Annotated in this window: 17 protein-coding genes and 1 other annotated feature; of the genes, 10 read left to right on the forward strand and 7 right to left on the reverse strand. The window is 52.0% G+C overall.

The window, feature by feature from the left end:
- The first annotated feature begins 14 nt into the window (after positions 1-14).
- The 4 genes from EVJ26_RS08685 to EVJ26_RS08700 all read left to right on the forward strand — a co-directional run bounded on the left by EVJ26_RS08685 (position 15) and on the right by EVJ26_RS08700 (position 3,890).
- Positions 15-446 carry a MarR family winged helix-turn-helix transcriptional regulator gene (locus EVJ26_RS08685; RefSeq protein ID WP_016509745.1) on the forward strand — a complete coding sequence of 144 codons (432 nt, stop codon included), beginning with the start codon at positions 15-17 and terminating at the stop codon, positions 444-446.
- 118 nt (positions 447-564) lie between these two features.
- On the forward strand, positions 565-1,200 hold the full coding sequence (locus tag EVJ26_RS08690; RefSeq protein WP_131457898.1) for an FMN-dependent NADH-azoreductase: 636 nt from the start codon (positions 565-567) through the stop codon (positions 1,198-1,200).
- A gap of 78 nt (positions 1,201-1,278) precedes the next feature.
- Positions 1,279-1,956 (forward strand): uracil-DNA glycosylase, encoded by a 678-nt coding sequence (locus EVJ26_RS08695; protein WP_201738354.1) that lies wholly within the window; start codon positions 1,279-1,281, stop codon positions 1,954-1,956.
- 123 nt (positions 1,957-2,079) lie between these two features.
- Positions 2,080-2,274 (forward strand) — a binding site (T-box leader).
- Between the two features lie 53 nt (positions 2,275-2,327).
- Positions 2,328-3,890: an aromatic amino acid hydroxylase gene (locus EVJ26_RS08700; protein ID WP_131457896.1), complete on the forward strand. Its 1,563-nt coding sequence runs from the start codon at positions 2,328-2,330 to the stop codon at positions 3,888-3,890.
- Positions 3,891-3,929: 39 nt separating this feature from the next.
- Here EVJ26_RS08700 and EVJ26_RS08705 read toward each other — a convergent pair whose 3' ends face one another.
- Positions 3,930-4,919, reverse strand: coding sequence for an alpha/beta hydrolase (locus tag EVJ26_RS08705; RefSeq protein WP_131469029.1), 990 nt, complete (start codon positions 4,917-4,919; stop codon positions 3,930-3,932).
- A 35-nt stretch (positions 4,920-4,954) separates the two neighbouring features.
- On the reverse strand, positions 4,955-5,776 hold the full coding sequence (locus EVJ26_RS08710) for a Cof-type HAD-IIB family hydrolase (protein ID WP_131469031.1): 822 nt from the start codon (positions 5,774-5,776) through the stop codon (positions 4,955-4,957).
- Between the two features lie 125 nt (positions 5,777-5,901).
- Between EVJ26_RS08710 and EVJ26_RS08715 the strand changes: the two genes are divergently transcribed.
- The 4 genes from EVJ26_RS08715 (at position 5,902) to EVJ26_RS08730 (ending at position 9,822) form a co-directional block, all read left to right on the forward strand.
- On the forward strand, positions 5,902-6,594 hold the full coding sequence (locus EVJ26_RS08715) for a response regulator transcription factor (RefSeq protein ID WP_131457893.1): 693 nt from the start codon (positions 5,902-5,904) through the stop codon (positions 6,592-6,594).
- On the forward strand, positions 6,591-7,970 hold the full coding sequence (locus tag EVJ26_RS08720; RefSeq protein WP_131457892.1) for a sensor histidine kinase: 1,380 nt from the start codon (positions 6,591-6,593) through the stop codon (positions 7,968-7,970). The genes EVJ26_RS08715 and EVJ26_RS08720 overlap by 4 nt, the downstream gene beginning before the upstream one ends.
- A 65-nt stretch (positions 7,971-8,035) precedes the next feature.
- Positions 8,036-8,401: a DUF1499 domain-containing protein gene (locus tag EVJ26_RS08725; RefSeq protein WP_131457891.1), complete on the forward strand. Its 366-nt coding sequence runs from the start codon at positions 8,036-8,038 to the stop codon at positions 8,399-8,401.
- Positions 8,398-9,822, forward strand: coding sequence for a dihydrolipoyl dehydrogenase family protein (locus EVJ26_RS08730; protein ID WP_131457890.1), 1,425 nt, complete (start codon positions 8,398-8,400; stop codon positions 9,820-9,822). Before EVJ26_RS08725 ends, EVJ26_RS08730 begins: the two co-directional genes overlap by 4 nt.
- A 35-nt stretch (positions 9,823-9,857) precedes the next feature.
- On the opposite strand, the gene EVJ26_RS08735 is transcribed toward EVJ26_RS08730, so the two are convergent.
- From EVJ26_RS08735 to EVJ26_RS08745, 3 genes are all read right to left on the reverse strand, one after another.
- The gene (locus EVJ26_RS08735) at positions 9,858-10,634 is read right to left on the reverse strand and encodes a flagellar motor protein MotB (RefSeq protein WP_070329181.1); all 777 of its coding nucleotides are present in this window, start codon (positions 10,632-10,634) and stop codon (positions 9,858-9,860) included.
- Positions 10,612-11,394, reverse strand: coding sequence for a flagellar motor stator protein MotA (motA, locus tag EVJ26_RS08740; protein WP_070329182.1), 783 nt, complete (start codon positions 11,392-11,394; stop codon positions 10,612-10,614). Before motA ends, EVJ26_RS08735 begins: the two co-directional genes overlap by 23 nt.
- Before the next feature lie 85 nt (positions 11,395-11,479).
- Positions 11,480-11,671, reverse strand: a complete 192-nt coding sequence (locus EVJ26_RS08745; RefSeq protein ID WP_233589722.1) for a hypothetical protein — start codon at positions 11,669-11,671, stop codon at positions 11,480-11,482.
- A gap of 201 nt (positions 11,672-11,872) precedes the next feature.
- Here EVJ26_RS08745 and EVJ26_RS08750 point away from each other — a divergent pair, with 201 nt between their 5' ends.
- The gene (locus tag EVJ26_RS08750; protein WP_131470265.1) at positions 11,873-13,252 is read left to right on the forward strand and encodes a TrkH family potassium uptake protein; all 1,380 of its coding nucleotides are present in this window, start codon (positions 11,873-11,875) and stop codon (positions 13,250-13,252) included.
- A 20-nt stretch (positions 13,253-13,272) separates the two neighbouring features.
- Here the strand turns inward: EVJ26_RS08750 and EVJ26_RS08755 are convergent, their stop codons facing one another.
- Positions 13,273-14,343 carry an SDR family oxidoreductase gene (locus EVJ26_RS08755; protein WP_131470266.1) on the reverse strand — a complete coding sequence of 357 codons (1,071 nt, stop codon included), beginning with the start codon at positions 14,341-14,343 and terminating at the stop codon, positions 13,273-13,275.
- Positions 14,340-16,514, reverse strand: coding sequence for a PAS domain-containing sensor histidine kinase (locus EVJ26_RS08760; RefSeq protein ID WP_131469040.1), 2,175 nt, complete (start codon positions 16,512-16,514; stop codon positions 14,340-14,342). Before EVJ26_RS08760 ends, EVJ26_RS08755 begins: the two co-directional genes overlap by 4 nt.
- 135 nt (positions 16,515-16,649) lie before the next feature.
- On the opposite strand from EVJ26_RS08760, the gene EVJ26_RS08765 reads away from it, so the two are divergent.
- Positions 16,650-17,135, forward strand: a complete 486-nt coding sequence (locus tag EVJ26_RS08765) for a restriction endonuclease (RefSeq protein WP_236635541.1) — start codon at positions 16,650-16,652, stop codon at positions 17,133-17,135.
- Positions 17,136-17,341: the final 206 nt, after the last annotated feature.

A 17,341-nucleotide genomic window follows, 5' to 3' on the forward strand; every position in this document is an offset into this window, starting at 1 on the left:
GAGGTGAAACCGACATGATTGAATCACTCGAATTGAAGGCATGGGTCGTCTTAGCAAGAGCGATGGACGCAATCAGTGATCGTGTCAAAGACGATCTTAGACGCCACCAATTGAATTCAACAGAGTTCGGTGTTCTATCCGTATTGTATAAACGAGGAGATACGCCGCTGCAACAAATCGGTGATCAAATTTTGATCACGAGTGGCAGCGTCACGTATGTGATCGACAAGCTTGAGAAGCGAGGGCTCATCGAGCGCGTCGCCTGTCCGTCAGACCGTCGTGTCACGTATGCATCGTTGACAGGCGAAGGCAAGCAATTGATGGACGTCGTCTATCCTGAGCATATTGAAATCTTCAAAGATATTTATGGACCGCTCAGCGAACAAGAGACCGAGACGTTGATCGATTTATTGAAACGCGTCGGCTACAACGCGGCAGGCAAATAACGCCTGCCTGTTTTTTTGTCAATTATCTTGAAGTTGAAATAATTGACGGTGAGATATACAGATGATATAGTTTTAACTGTTGTTATCAAAATAGAGATTACCAGTGGAGGAACCCATTATGAATAAAGTATTATACGTATCAGCTAACCCAAAACCGACAGAATTGTCATACAGCAAACAAGTCGCCGAGGCGTTCATGACGAAACTTCAACAAGAGAACGCATCGTTTGAAGTCGAAGCAATCGAGCTTTACGATGTCGACGTCCAAGAAATCGATGGCGACGTGTTAAGCGCTTGGGGAAAATTCGCGTCTGGTGAAGCACTCACAGACGTCGAAGCTTCAAAAGTCGCGACGATGAACGGCATGCTCGAGAAGTTCATGGAAGCAGACCTTTACGTGTTCGCGACGCCGATGTGGAACTTCTTCTTCCCAGCACGCATGAAGATGTTCCTCGATAGCGTCCTCTCAGCTGGCAAGACGTTCCGTTACACAGAGCAAGGGCCAGTCGGTCTCCTTGAGAACAAACAAGCGATTCACATTCAAGGCACAGGCGGCATCTACACAGGTACAGACCTCAACTTTGCAGACGCGTACCTCCGTCAAGCGCTTGCGTTCGTCGGCGTGAACGAAGTAACGACACTTGCGGTTGAAGGAATGAACCAGTTCCCAGACAAGATCGAAGACATCGTTGCTGACGCGACAGCGAAAGCAGAAGCACTTGCGAAAGAAGTAGCAGGCACAGTCATAGTATAATCATCGGACGAGTCCACTGGGCTCGTCTTTTTGTGTGCCATCGATTCGGGTATGATAAGACGGAAAGGGGCGAATCGAATGGAAGAACAGTTATCAGACCGCTTGCTCGGCGACTGGAGCGACATCATTGAAGCGGAGATGGAGCAGCCGTACTTCGTTGACTTGAAAGCGTTCGTCGATGAGGCGTACACGACGACGACCGTCTATCCGCCACGGGAAGACATTTGGAACGCGTTCGTCTACACGAAGTTTAAAGACGTCAAATGTGTCATCCTCGGCCAAGACCCGTATCACGGTCCGAATCAGGCGCACGGACTCAGCTTCTCGGTCCAAGACGGTGTCCGTTTTCCACCATCGCTGCGCAACATCTTTCAAGAGTTGCATGAAGACTTGGGTTGTAGCGTGCCGAAGAGCGGGAATTTAGAGAACTGGGCCCGCCAAGGCGTATTGTTGCTCAACACGGCGCTCACGGTCGAAGCGAGTAAGGCCGGATCACACCGCGGACAAGGATGGGTTCAGTTCACGGACTCGATCATCGAGCAACTCGGGAAGCGTGAGCAACCGATCGTGTTTATTCTTTGGGGAAACGATGCCAAAAAGAAACAAAAGCTGATCGGGCCGCAGCACGCGATCTTGACATCGGTCCACCCGAGTCCGCTGTCGGCACACCGCGGCTTCTTCGGATCCCGTCCGTTCTCGCAAGTGAACGATTTGCTGAAACAGTGGGGACAGCCTGAAATTGATTGGTGTTTGTGACAGTTCGCAGTTGCGGACTGTTTTTTTGTTGACGTCGACAAAACGATTTGGTAAAGTTACAACCAACAAGATACTTTAACGCTTAAAAGCAAGTTCGCATAGAAGCATAACTGCATAACAGTAACAAAAGCGATGATCAAACCGAAGTAGAGACATCTTCCCTGGCCCAGAGAGCGTGTGGTGCTGCGAACACGCCCAAAAGATGAATCGAATTACAGTTTGTGAGCTCTCACATGTGAGCGGTCCCCCGTTATCGGATTAGAGTGACTAGACAACGTCTAGTAATCAGGGTGGTACCGCGGCTAAGTCGTCCCTATCGAGTGAATCGATAGGGACTTTTTGACGTCCAGTAGACAAAAGGAGGAAATATCATGCTCACACAATCAATCCCACGCCACTTGGCGCCTCATATCTCGCCCCAGTTTTACAACGAGTACACACCGACCGATCACGCGGTGTGGCGCTTCGTATTACGGCTCAATTTGCATACGCTCGAAGGCAAGGCCCATCCGTTCTACATCGAAGGGTTGAAAAAGACAGGCATGGGACCAGAACGCCTCCCGGACGTCGAAAAAATGACCGCCGAGATGCGAGCGGCCGGTTGGTCGACGGTCGCGGTCGACGGATTGATTCCTGGCGTCGCGTTCTTTGACTTCCAAGGGAACGGGATGTTACCGGTCGCGACCGACATCCGGAAAGTCGAGAACATCTTGTACAGCCCGGCACCAGACATTATCCATGAGGCGGCCGGTCACGCGCCGATGCTGATGGACCCTGAGTTTTCTAAAATCGTGAAACGGTTCGGTCAACTTGGCGCGAAAGCGTTCATGAATCGTGAGGAACACGCCTCGTTCGCGGCACTCAAACGACTGACGATCGTGAAAGAGAATGCCAACTCGACGGAAGCGGATGTCAAAGCCGCCTTAGAAGCGCTGCATGAAGCGAAAGCGCAAGTGACGGGCTTCTCCGAAGCGCAGCAAGTGGCACGTATCTTTTGGTGGACGGTCGAGTTCGGACTGATCGGCGACATCGAGCGCCCGCTCATTTACGGGGCCGGACTGTTGTCTTCGGTCGGCGAGAGCCGTCACTGCCTGACCGACGCCGTCACGAAACATCCGTTCAACCTCGAGCATGCGCTAGAGACGAAACAGGATGTGACGAATATGCAAAGTGAACTGTTCGTCATCCCTGACTTCGAGGCGTTGACGGATGCGCTCGATGAACTCGAATCACGGATGGCCGTCCACACGGGCGGAATCGCATCGCTTGAGAAGGCGCTCGCCTCAGGAAGTCAATCGACGATCCGGCTCGAAGATGGGACCGACCGTGTCGGAACGGTTCGACACGTGACGAACACGGGCCGAGTTGCCCTCGTTCAATGGGGGGACTGCGTGAAAGTTGACCACGGCCAGCTTCGCAATTGGAGCAATCACGGACTACTCGTTTTAGATGGACCAATCCAAGAAGCGCTCGCGGAAGCGGACGTTCGCCTCGATGGTCGCATCGTCAGCGAGACGACAGACGCGATCACGCTAGAAGACGTGAGCGTGCACATCGACGGCAAACAAATCGAGCTCGCGACGCTTGAAGTGAGACACGATTCGTTACCGTCGATCTTCCCGGGCACGGACGTCGAAGAGCTCGTCGTCCTAGAGAAACCGGTTCAAATCGAACGGGACGCCCGGACGTGGACCGAAGACGACCCGCTCTTCAATCGCATCCGGCTCATGCGTGAACAAGGGGAGTCGATCGACGCTCTCGTCCCGATGGTCCTCTCGGAGCATGCGGACGCCTGGTTGGCTCAGATTGAATGCTTGGAACTCGTTCAGTCAGACGAGCTTCGTCAAGCACTCATCGACCGGCTACAAGCGTTACGGAAAACTTCAGACTCTCGCAACGAGCTGATTGGCCGCGCAATGGATTTGCTCAAATAACGCAAACAACCCCGACTTTTTTCAAAGTCGGGGTTGTTTTTATTTGGTCGTTTCGCGCAAGAACGTGATCAAGCGACGATACGTTGAGCTGGCTGCTGGTTGATCCATCTCGAAGTGATAGCTGTTTCCGAGTTCGTATTCGTCTCGATTATAGAAGACGCTCGTCACATCAGTCCGTCCGGAGAGAATTGTCGCGAACTCTTTCGCTTGCGTCTCGAACGACCCCGTGTTCCCGTCGGTGATGAACGTCGGGACGAACGTGGCCGGGATGTTGACGAGAGGGGACGCTTCGGTGACGACGGGGAGGTTCTCCCAATTGTACGTCCCGAAGTAGGCCCAACCGATCCGCTTGAACAAGAAACGGTTGACGGCTTTCGAAGACTCGAGAATCGTCCGTTTCAAATCATACGGGCCAGACAAGAGAACCGCGCCGAGGATCGAGTCTTGCGGGACGACTTGATTCACTTCGGCTGACGGTGCATAGTCATCGTTCAGTTGAATCCCGATGAATTGGGCGACGAGCTGCGCTCCGTTCGAGTCTCCGGCGAAGAAGACGCGGTCGAGATCGAGTCGGAAGCGATCGTTGTTGTCGGTAATATACGTGTACGCCTCTTCGATTTGCTGGAGCGGCACCGGATACGTGACGTCCGGGGCGAGGGCGTAGTTGATGCTGACGACGTTGTAGCCGTTGCTTGCAATCGACGTCGCATACTTGAACACATCAGCCTTATCACCGCCAACGAACGAGCCACCGTGCACCCAAAAAATCGTCGGGACGACATGCTTATCGCCTTCATAGCGAATCAAATCGAACGTCCCGTTCTCGTAGGCAGAATAGTAATCGATGTCTTTACGGACCGACGTCTTTTGAACGACTTCGTCGAATCCTTTGATCGCGACTTCCTTGCCTCCAGTAAATGAAGTTTTGACGAGACGGGACGCAGGCTTCGGTGACAAGAAGACGTAGGCGGCACCGGCGACGGCCGTTCCGACTAGTCCGAGTCCAGCTCGTTTCAATCCTTTATTCATCGTGATTCCTCCTTGGTTCAAACACAGTTTGTCACTTAACGAGTCGTAACGACACTGCTCATGTACGTCTCGATGACGTGGGCGATCCCATCTTCATTGTTTGACTTCGTGATGAAGTCGGCTTTCCCTTTGACTGTGGCGTTGGCGTTGCCCATGGCGACACCGAGTCCGGCCCATTCGATCATCGTCAAGTCGTTGTTGCCGTCTCCGCAAGCGATGACGTGTGCTTGGTCGATTCCGACGTGGTCAGCCAAAAAGGCGAGACTCGTCCCTTTCGTCACACCGGCTTCCGTGAACTCGAGGAAGAACGGTTTCGAACGGGCGACGGCGAGCTTGCCTTCGAGCTCGAGTTGCAGCTTCGTCTCGATTGGAGCGAGCGTGTCGCCATCGCCGAGCATGAGGCATTTGACGACAGGGGTCGTGACGGTTTCTTTGAAATCGTTGACGTGGATGACCGGCATGCCCGTCAATTCGCCTTCGATATCAGTATACGGGTTCGGCTGATCGGTTACGATTTCGTTACCGATGTACGTATGAATCGCGATTTCCTCCCGGACACTGATATCATGGAGGTGGGCGACTGTGTCCGGCATTAACGTGCTCGAGAAGATTTCTTCATTTGTTTCACAATTGATGATTGAAGCACCGTTGAATGACAAGATGTAACTACCATATTTGGCGAGCTCAAGCTCACGGGCCGCTGCCCACATGGCGTACGTCGGACGTCCGCTTGCTAAAACGACTTTATGGCCGCGTTCTTGGACGTCAAGCAACGCCGCTTTCGTGACAGGGGAAATCGTGTGGTCGCTCGTGAGGAGCGTATCGTCCATATCTAAAACAATCATGTTATAACTCATAGTGGTAAGGAGTCCTCCTTTAGAATCTAATGACTCCATCCTAATACGATTTGAGGTCAATTGACAACCTTGTCGCAAAAACGTAACTATAATGTAGAGTAGTGAACTCCAGAAGAGGTGGAAATATGAATCGGATATTAGTAGCCGAAGATGAGCATGCGATTCGCAGCTTTATCATCGTAAATTTAAAACGAGCCGGATTTGATGTCTTTGAGGCGACGAACGGCCGTGAAGCGGTCACCGCATTCGATCGTGAACCGTTCGATATCGTCTTGCTAGACGTCATGATGCCTGAGATGGACGGCTTTGAAGCGTGCGCCGCGATTCGTGACTTAGACGAGAACGTCGGGATCATCATGTTGACGGCACGCACGCTTGAAGAAGATAAAATCGAAGGTCTCGGGAAAGGGGCGGACGACTATATCGCCAAGCCGTTCAGCCCGGGCGAGCTCATCGCGCGCATTCATGCGCTCCTGCGACGCGTTGAAAAAGTGAAGCGCAAAGAGAAGAAACGTCTCAAGTCAGGACCGTTCGCCATCGACTTGGCGGCGAAACAAGTGACGAAATACGGACAATCGATCGATTTGACGCCGACCGAATATGACTTGATCTGTCATCTCGTCCAAAACGAAGAAGTCGTCTTATCACGCGACGCACTTCTTGACGCGGTTTGGGGCATCAACTACTTTGGGGACCGGAAGACGGTGGACGTCAACATTCGCCGCTTACGGCAAAAGATTGAAGACGACCCGAGCCATCCGGCTTATATCGAGACGCTATGGGGGCATGGCTATAAGTGGCGGAGACATGACGGATGAGACAACAGCTCGTCATCCGCATGATGATTGTCGTGACACTCGTGCTCTTACTGCTCGTAAGCGTCCTGTCGTACGGTACGTACCGTTATTACTACGAGTATGAGTCCGATGCGTTGGTCAGCCATGCGACGACAAGCGCTTATTTGTATCCACAGGCACAAGTCGGATTTGAGACACCGAGCGCGTTCTCGGTTCTCGTCCGGACGTTCGGGTATCCGGGTACCGATTTGACGATGGTCGACCGCTCTGGCGCGATTATAAAAACAACCGGACAGCGAGCACAACAAGCGTCGTATACACCTGAGCAGCTCGAGCGTCTCGCTAGAGGCGAGTCGGTCGTCCAAGACTATGACGTGAGCGAGGAGCACTTTCTGTCGGTGACGAGCCCGATCATGACCGAGGGGACGAGCGAGTTCGCCATCAGTTTCACGCGTCCGCTCGCAGACTTAGACACGCTCATCCGCGAGATTTGGATGGCGGTCCTCATGATCGGTGTCTTGATTTGGCTCGTGGCGCTATACGCGGTCATCCGAATCGCGGACCGATTCGTCCGTCCGATCCGCGAGATTATTGAGACGGCTGACGAGATGGCGCAAGGTGATTTCGACGTCGAGGTATATTCGAACGAGAAGCACGAGCTCGGGGCGCTTGCCCGGACGCTGACTTACTTAGGCGCTAAAGTGCAACAGCACCAATCGACGCGCAACGAATTCTTGTCGAACGTCTCCCATGAGCTTAGGACACCGCTCACTTCCATCAAAGGCTGGACTGAGACGATCCGAGGCGGGGACGAACAACTGTCAGACGAGACAGAGCTCGGTCTGAGTATCATTCATTCGGAGACCGAGCGCATGATCGGTCTCGTCGAGCAATTGCTCGACTACACGAAAATCGAGGAGAGTCGTCTCGTGCTCTATCGTCAAGAACTCGATCTCGTCTCACTGTTACGTAAAGTAACGATTCAACTGAAACAATCGCTTGAAGATAAGCAGATTACGTTGATCGAGCGCTACCCGGCCAAGTCGGTCGGTCTATTCGATGAGAACCGGCTCAAGCAAGTATTCTTAAACTTACTTGAAAACGCGATCCGGTTCTCACCAGTCGGCGGGACGCTCACGGTTCGCTTCGTCCAGTCGGAGCGGGTCGCCTTCATCTCGATTATCGATCAAGGACCTGGCATCTCGAAAGAACACTTGCAGCGCATCACGGAAATGTTCTATCAAGCGCAAGTGACGAAAGGAAGCAGCGGCCTCGGCCTTGCGATCGCTAAGGAGTTGATCGAGGCGCATGAAGGGAAACTTGTCATCGAAAGTGAAGTCAGACAAGGGACGACTGTGACAGTTCTGTTACCGCTCGACCCGAGCGAACTGCAATAAAAGGGTTAAACCTTCCGAATTCAGGATACATACAATTGTATGTAGAATGAGGGAGGTTTTTTGTCTTGGCCGCAAAAACATTGAAACCGTTGAAAGGAAGTCCGAATGCCGTATCGACACAAACGTCGATCAAAGCGCTGCACATGGACCCGCTTCCGTATGGAAAAGACCGCAATCAAACGGTCGAAACCATCAAAATGGTGATGGGGCAGCTGCCTCGGACTGAACTTGCCGAAGAGACGACGGACACGCTCCATTACGTCGTCTCTTCGAAACTGATGCGTTTTAAAGATGATGTGGAATTTTTATTTGACGATGAAGCGAGACAAGTAGAATTTCGTTCTGCTTCACGACTCGGTCATTCCGACTTCGGTGTGAACCGGAAACGGATGGACGACGTAAGCAAACGATATCGGAGGTTGATGGGATGAAGGACTATCAGTTGATTGTAATCGGGGGAGGCGCGGCCGGGATGACGGTAGCAGCCGGTGCCGCGAATTTAGGTGTGAAAGTCGCACTCATTGAGAAGAAAAAACATCTAGGCGGCGATTGTCTCCACGTCGGCTGTATCCCGTCGAAGGCGCTCATCGCAGCCTCGAAAGATGCGAGTTCGATGATGCAGGCCGCACGTGTGCTCGGAGCCGAGTTTGACGGGCGCGATCATTATAAGACGACGAAGGCACGAGTCGACAAAGCGCGGGCGATCATTCAAGAACACGATGGGACGGAGCGTTTCGAAAAGATCGGGGTCGATGTGTACATCGGGGAAGCGTCGTTCCAAAGCCCGTACGAACTGAAAGTCGGTGACGATTTACTGATCGGTAAAAAGTTCGTCATCGCGACCGGGTCGAAACCGACCGTCCCGCCAATCGATGGATTGGACAGCGTTTCCTACTTAACGAATGAAAACGTGTTTGAAGAAGAGACGCTCCCCGAGAGCATCATCGTTATCGGGGCTGGTACGGTCGGGCTTGAGCTGGCGCAGTCGTTCGCACGGCTCGGTAGCCAAGTGACCGTGCTCGAGGCACAAGACACGTTCTTACCGAAAGAAGACGAGTCTGTCAGTGCGTTGCTCCGCTCACAGCTTGAGATGGCGCTGCATCTAGAAATCGGTGTCAAGGTCAAACAGATTGCTGAAGTGGCAGGACGCATCAAAGTCACAGCCGAAGTCGATGGGGAAACTGTCGAGTATGAGGCGGAAAAACTGCTCATGGCGACAGGACGTGTTCCACGCATCGAAGAACTTCGCCTTGATCGGGCGAAAGTCGACGTGAAAGATGGCTATGTCGATGTGACGTCGACGTATCGGACGTCACAGTCCCACATCTTCGCCATCGGAGATACGATCAAGACGTTACCGTTCACACATGCGGCCGGCGAAGAAGGCAAGGCGGTCGTCGCCAACGCCTTATTCGGGCTATGGAACAAGGTCGATTACAGCAAGATGCCTTGGATCACGTTTACCGACCCGGAAGTGTTCCATGTCGGATTGACCGAGGCCGAGGCGCGTGAGCGTCACGGGGATGACATCGAAATCTTTGAGGCGAAGCTGTCCGAAGTCGATCGGTTCGTCGCCGATCGCCAAGAGACAGGCTTCGTCAAAATCATCACCCGGAAGAACGGCAAGATTCTCGGAGGACACGCGGTCGGGATGACGGCTGGCGATTGGATGCAGATCGTCGTCTATGCGATGCAACGCGGCGATAAGATCGGCAAGTTGTCACGTATGATCTATCCGTATCCTTCGCGGAGTGAGGCCGTTAAGAAAGCGGCCGATCTATACTGGCGGAAGCGGCTCTTCGAGAGCCCGCTCACCGAGCTCGCCCGAAAATATTTTGAATGGACACGTTAACAAAAAGCCCACTCTGTCGCAGAGTGGGCTTTTCGTCATGGTAAGACAAGCGTTTCGATCATTTTTGGTGAACCTTCTGATAAGTCGACGAGCGGCTTGATCAATACTTCGACACGGCGATTTTTGGAACGGCCGGCGTCCGTTTCGTTCGTCGCAATCGGCTTATATTCCCCGTAGCTTGCGAGCGTGAACTGATTCGGATTGAGCGACTCATTCGTCAACAGGCCTCGCATGAACGCAGTCGCTCGGGCTGAACTGAGTTCCCAGTTCGACGGGAAACGAGCCGTATTGATCGGCACGTTATCGGTATGACCGGACACAACGATTTCTCGATTCCCGGCTTGTTCGAGAATGCCGCTGATCGACTGGGCGACCGTGCGGGCGTCAGCGTCGAGTGTCGCTTCCCCCATGCTGAACAAAGCCCGGTCTTGGATCGTCAGAACGAGCCCACTTGAGTTGATGGTCGCCTCGATTTCGTCTTCTAATCCATTTTTCTTAATGTACTGATTCACTTCTTCTTTTAACTCGTCGAGTTTGGCCAGCTCATACGTCCGCGGATTGGCGGTCGTATCTGTCTTGTCCGTTCGGCTAATGTCACTGTTTGACGCCGTTGAGGCTTGGAAAACACTCGTGCCTCCTGAGAACACCTGATTGAACGATTGAGACATCTTATTGAGCTTCGTCTGGTCGACGTTACTTGAGGCGAACAACACGATAAACAAAGCGAGAAGTAACGTCAGCAGGTCGGCGTAAGGGATGAGCCAGCCTTCCGGGATGTGTTCTTCATGATCATGCTTCTTTTTGCGCTTCATAGTTCGCTCGCTCCTTTGGAGACAAATACACGGCCAACTTATCTTCTAACGTCTTTGGTGACTCTCCGCCTTGAATCGACAAAATTCCTTCGATCATCATTTCCTTGACGACGACCTCACTTTTCGAATACTGCTTCAACTTGTTGGCAAACGGGAACCAAAGAACATATCCACTGAAAATCCCGAACAGCGTCGCGACAAAGGCGGCGGAGATGGCGTAGCCGAGTTTATCAATATCGGATAAGTCTTTTAGTGCGGCGACGAGCCCGATGACGGCTCCAAGTACACCGAGCGTCGGAGCGTACGTGCCTGCTTGCGTGAATACATCAGCGTTCGCTTTATGGCGTATTTCCATATTCTCGATATCACGCGACATCACTTCGGCGATATATTCAGACGGTTGACCGTCGATGACCATCATCATGCCTTGTTTCAAAAACGGTTCTTCGACTTGCTCGAGTGCCGTCTCGAGTGACAGCAGGCCTTCTTTACGTGCCTGCGTCGACAGGTCGACGAATTGCGTCAACAAACCAGATTTGCTTGGCAGTTCTTGTTTTTTGAATAAGATCTTAAATAGTTGGGGTACCGTCTGTAGCTGTTCTTTCGAAACGGCGATACTGACCGCGGCCGCCGTCCCGACAAAAATAATGACGAGCGCCGCAGGGTTGATCAGCGGAGCGACCCCCGCTCCTTTCAAAATCATCCCTCCGATTAACGTAAAGAAACCGAGTAAAAGTCCGACTAAAGTGACGACATCCATGTCTATGTTTTCCACCTTTCTAAAAAAAGAGAGATATAAAAAAAGCGAGAGACTTAACTCGTCTCCCGCAAATGCGTTCCGATGGTTAAGCGCCGTTTTCGTCAATCAGCAGTTGGATGCTGATATTTCGTTCTTCACGCTCTATATCGGTTAGCACATCGTATTTTTTTAATAATGCGTACAATTGATTCATAACTTCTTGATCAAGTGACCAATTCAACAGTTCTTCGAGCTGGAAATAGAGATGGGCGGGCATACATTGTGATTGACGCTCCAACCTTCGCGAGACATCCTTTAGCGAATGATCTACCGTACTAGGGTCCACGGTTTCATTCAACCTCCTCAATATTCATAAAGTCTATCTCCCATATTACCAAAAAAATATAGGAAGGGTTAGCGATACATTTTTCTAGTTGGCAATTTACACGTCGAGGAGTAAGATGATGCTTAGAAAACTTGATTCGAAGGAGATAGCGAGATGCGACATCGATTGACAGTACGGGAGTTGCGCCTTAAACGAATTGAGGCGTTATACCGGCTCGTCTTTGAAAAGCCGGCCCGATTTATCGCGACTGGATTTTTACTCGCCATCTTGATCGGAGCGACGTTGCTGTATATGCCGTTCGCCCAAACCGAACCGGTCTCTTGGATCGATTGCCTGTTCATCGCGACGTCAGCAGGCACGGTGACCGGATTGTCGACGATCGACATCGGCTCATCGTTCAATACGCTCGGCGAGCTCGTCATCGTCGCCTTGATTCAAATCGGCGGACTCGGGTTCATGACGGTCGCGCTCATGCTGCTCAGTGTGCTCGGTAAAAAAATCGGCTTAAAACAGCGGATCTTACTCCAAGAGTCGCTCAACTTGTCAGGGCCGGGTGGAACGGTCCGCCTCGTCCGCAACATCGTCTTCACGACCATCATCGTCCAATTCATCGGGATGTTATTTTTGACGGTCGAACTTTACAGCACGGGTGATTACCGGTTCGGCGAAGCACTGTATTATGGCTTTTTCCATGCCGTCTCGGCGTTTAATAACGCAGGTTTTGCGTTATGGCCCGACAGCTTGATGCAGTTCGAGCAAAATACGGCCATCGTCGTCACGATTTCGATGCTCTTGATGATCGGTGGTCTCGGATTCACGACGATTGCCGACGCGACCGAGGTGAAACGATGGAAGCGGCTCGCCCTACATTCGAAAATCATGATTGCTTCGCTTGGTGTCATCAACGGGATCGCCTGGTTCGGACTCATGCTGTTCGAGTGGGTATCAGTGGAAGGCGGCTTGTACGGCCGTCCGATTGGCGAGGCGCTAAACGTCACATTCTTTCAAGCGGTGACGACACGGACGGCTGGATTCAATACGGTGGACATCTCGATGATGGCGCCGGTATCAATCGGATTAATCCTCATCTTGATGTATATCGGGGCCGGGGCGGCATCAACGGGTTCTGGGATCAAAGTGACGACCGTCGCTGTCATTTTAGCGGACATGTGGGCGTTCATCGCCGGTAAAAAAGAAACGGTCATTCTCGAGCGGACGATTGATGCGTTTCAAATCAAGAAAGCATACGTCGTCGCCATCTCGAGTTTCTTCTTTATTTTGTTGATCACGGCACTCACGATTTTGACGAATGATCATATTCCGGCGACCGCTCTCTTGTTCGAGACCGTGTCTGCCTTCGGAACGGTCGGTCTCTCGCTCGGCATCACGGCTGAATTGAATGACACCGGGAAAGGGTTCATCATGTTCATGATGCTCCTCGGCCGTGTCGGCTCGCTGACCATTCTGTTCACGGTCGCACGACAGATGGACCGGAAGATCCGTTACCCGAAAGAGAAGCTGTTAATTGGATGAGGACACACAAAAAGCCCTGGTCAGGGCTTTTTGTGTGTGTTGTAATAAGCGACGATGTCAGGCAAGTAGTCTTGTAAGTCCGGGCAAACGATGCCGGTCCCGTTTAACGCCCGGAGCGTCTGCGTCGTGTCGAAATGGACTTGATGCTTAAAATAGGCGAGCAGTTCTTTTGGAACCCCATATCGTTCCGATAGCTGTAAAGCGGAAAATCCGGTTTCTGCGGCGAAATGGGGAATCGTTCCGCGAGGCGAGCGACCAAACATCGCTTCGTGGATCATACGGTACACTTCCCGAGCCCCATGCGGGAACGGGTCGGTCAAATGGAACGTGCGCTTTAGACCAACTGGGGCGTGGGCGAGATAAGCAGTCGCTTCGACCACGTAGTCATACGGCACGAGGTTCACTTCGATGTTTTGCCGTCCGATATACGGGAGCGGCGCTGCTTGACGCAACTGGTCCATCAACTTCAACACGAAGTAGACGCCATCGAATTTTTTCGTCTCTCCGGTCTTGCTATGGCCGATGACGATACCGGGACGGATGATCGTCGCGGGTATCGAGCCGAGTTCACGGGAGACGATGGCTTCCGCTTCATACTTCGTAGCCTCGTAATGGTTTTTAAACTGGACCCGATGCCATAGCTCGTTCTCATAGACGGTCCCTTGGCGGCGTCCGGAGACGTAGGCGGTACTAAAGTAGACGTATCGCTTTAAATGTTTTGCCCGTTTGGCGAACGCCGTCATATGCTTCGTCCCGAGCAAGTTGACTCGGTAGCCGACGTCATACGGGATGCTCAAGTCATAAGCGGCCGCTAAGTGGAAGATATAATTCACTTCCCGTTCGATGACCGACCGCATGATCGGATCGAGAATGACTTCCGGGAGTGTGATATCGGCTTCGACAAGCACTAACTGCTCGTCTTGAAGCGAAGTCGTGGCCAACAGTTCTTGTTTCAAAGCGAGCGCTTCCGGTCGTTGTGCCGGTAAATGGAGCGCATAGATCGTGCCGATCTGATCCGGCAATGTCGCGAGATGGGTAATCAGCTTTCCTGCTAAAAATCCTGGGAAACCGGTAAAGGCATAATGGTTCATGGCGTCTCCTCCGCTACATCTAACGTGAACGTGAACGTCGAGCCAACGCCTACGCTCGACTCGACTTCGATGCTGCCGCCGTGCGACTCGATGATCTCCTTACAGATGGACAACCCGAGGCCGGTGCCTCCGATTTGACGTGTATCTGAGTTGTCGACACGGTAGAATTTTTTGAACAGTTCTTCGAATGCGTGCTCGGGAATCCCAATCCCAAAATCTTGGACAGACACGTGGGCTTGCTTGTGTTCTTTCCGGACGCGAACTTCAATCTCATGACTGTGAGGTGAGTACTTGATGGCGTTTGAAAGCAAGTTGATGATGACTTGCTCGATCCGGTCCTTATCGGCGATGAGAACGAGCAACTCGTCGGCATCATCGAAATGAATCGAGTGGTCAGTCGTCTCGCGGAAGCGTTCGACGACTTCGCGGACGAGCTCGTTCAAGACGAAGCGGTCTCGTTTATACTCTTGGTTGCCATCTTCCATGCGCTGAATATCGAGGAAGTCGTTCAACAAGTCCGTCAACCGCTTCGCTTCTTTCGCCATCGTCTTTAAATAACGCTCGCGCTTGTCCTTCGACAAATCGCGTGTCAGCATCAATTCGATGTATCCCGATAAAGAAGATAATGGCGTTCTCAACTCGTGTGAGACGGTGCTGACCAACTCGTTTTTGATTTGGTCCATCCGCTCTTCTTCGGTCCGGTTGCGGAAGACGAACAAAAAGCCACTGTCCATACCGATCTGCCGTTTTGTGTCCATTCCCGTTCCGTACATCTCATAATACTGTTCGTCGCGATCGTTCGGTTGCGGAATCGAAAAACGGAGCGACACTTCACGAGCCGACCCGTCGAGCAAGAGGTCGATTTTCTTTAACATTTCAGTGCGGTCACGGCCCCGGAATGTCGTCAGGAGCGGGATGCGTTCCTGTATCTTGTTCGGAGCGATGCCGGGCAGGTCGAGTAAGCGCCGGGCATGTACGTTCATGAACAGGACACTACCGTTCGATTCGGTCAAGACGAACGCCTCGTTCGATGCTTGCAGAATCGATTGGATGATGTCGCGCTGACGAGCAATCGCATTTTTCTCTCGTTCAAGCATGCGCTCGACTTTTTTACGGTCACTAATATCGCGCATGACGGCGACGCGGAGCGTCTGGCCTTGGAACGTCACTTCTTTCGGATAGACTTCCATCTCTAAAAAGGTACCGTCCTCGCGCCGTCCGATGACTTCGTACGGGGTTTGAATGTGATTACGGATCCGTCTGAGGACATCGGCCCGGTAGCCTTCCGCGATAAATTCAATCGTTTGGCGTCCGACCATGTCCTCGGCCGGGATACGGAAAATCGTTTCGGCTGCCTTGTTCGCGTCAAGAATCGTTCCCCCTTCGTGAAACAGGACAGCTTCAATCACGGACTCAGCAAACATGCGGTAGCGCTGCTCTTTATGGAGCAGTTCACCTTTGAGCGCGATTTCAGGACTGACATCAAAGACGAAGAAAAAGAAGCCGATGATTTGATTGTGTTCATAGACCGGCTGCATGAACAGTTTGCCGACGAAATGGGTGCGGTCTTTACGCTGAAACTTCCATTCTCGGTCTCCACGATCGAGTGCGACGCGCAGCATCTGTTCGAACGACAACAAGCGCTCCGTCTCGTCTTGATAATGCGTCCGCTTCTCACTCAGTTCTCGCGACTCGAACAAGGCGAACGGTGTCATCTCATAGAGCACTTCGTGAGGTTTATAGCCGAACAGCTCGGTCGCTCCTTTATTGAAGCGATTGATGAGCAGATTGGCATCTGTCATGATCATCGCCATGTCGAGCTCGGTATGCATCATCGCCTCAAAGGCGTTATGTTGGACCGTGACCCGCGTGTCGAGCGGGAGCGGCTCGATGGAGAGAACGTATATATGTTCATATGGGATCGCATGGACGCGAATCGTCGGCATCTCGTATATCCAAGGAAGTCCTTGCTCCATCCGACGCGACAATTCCATGGTGAGGGGTGATTGGTTGACCATGTGGAAAATATTCGTTTTCGTCTGTAAGTCTTCAGGAAACTGCTCCATGAACGGACGATTCGCCTGAACGATCGTACCGTCCTTCGTAATCAACGCGACGCCGTAAGGTAAAGCGTGCAGCAGTTCGTTTTGGAGATACATCCTTTTCTCCATTAACGTTTGATCCCTCCTTCTTTATATCAAACGGGTACATTTGGAATACATTCGACAGATGCCCCTTTGTTTTCCTGCATTGATTCGGTAAAGTAAATAAAAGAAACGATAGGGAGGACGATTGACGTGAAAGGAATGGCGCTTAGCCTATTGATTGCCACCGGATTATGGTGGTTCGAAGCACCGATGTGGAGCGTCGTCACGGTGCTCGGTCTCGGGATTGCTTGGCTCATCTGGCGGATGCGCCTGTCGACGATTGATCGGATTGATCGAATGGACGGCCGTGAGTTTGAGCTGTTTTTAGAAGAAGTATTCACAGCGCTCGGGTACACCGTGACGGTCACGCCAGCGTCACGTGATTTCGGGGCGGATTTGCTCCTTGAAACGTCGGACGGCTGGTCGATCGCGGTCCAAGCAAAACGCTATGAAAAAGTTGTCGGACTCGAAGCGGTCCAGCAAGTAGCCGCGTCCGTTCCATACTACGGGGCGAACGAAGGATGGGTCGTCACGAACTCGTCCTATACGGATAGTGCATACGAACTCGCCGAACCAAATCAAGTTCGTCTGATTGCAAGAACGGAGCTCGAACAGCTGCTTAAACAGGCTGGATTTAAGTGCTAAAATGGCGCCTGTTCACAGCTTTGACAGACTGGCGGATTGTGTCGAAGAAAAAGGGGTTGTCTTTTTCCTCAAACGGTGCAATAATCATCTTCGTCATATGAAATATGTAGTAGTTGAACAGAGAAACACGACTACTAGAAACTAAATTGGGGTTTCACAGAATGACCAACCGAACAAACACAAAAATCGAGGTTGGAACGTAGTAG

The sequence above is a fragment of the Exiguobacterium sp. SH3S1 genome (assembly GCF_004337105.1).
Classification (GTDB): domain Bacteria; phylum Bacillota; class Bacilli; order Exiguobacteriales; family Exiguobacteriaceae; genus Exiguobacterium; species Exiguobacterium aurantiacum_A.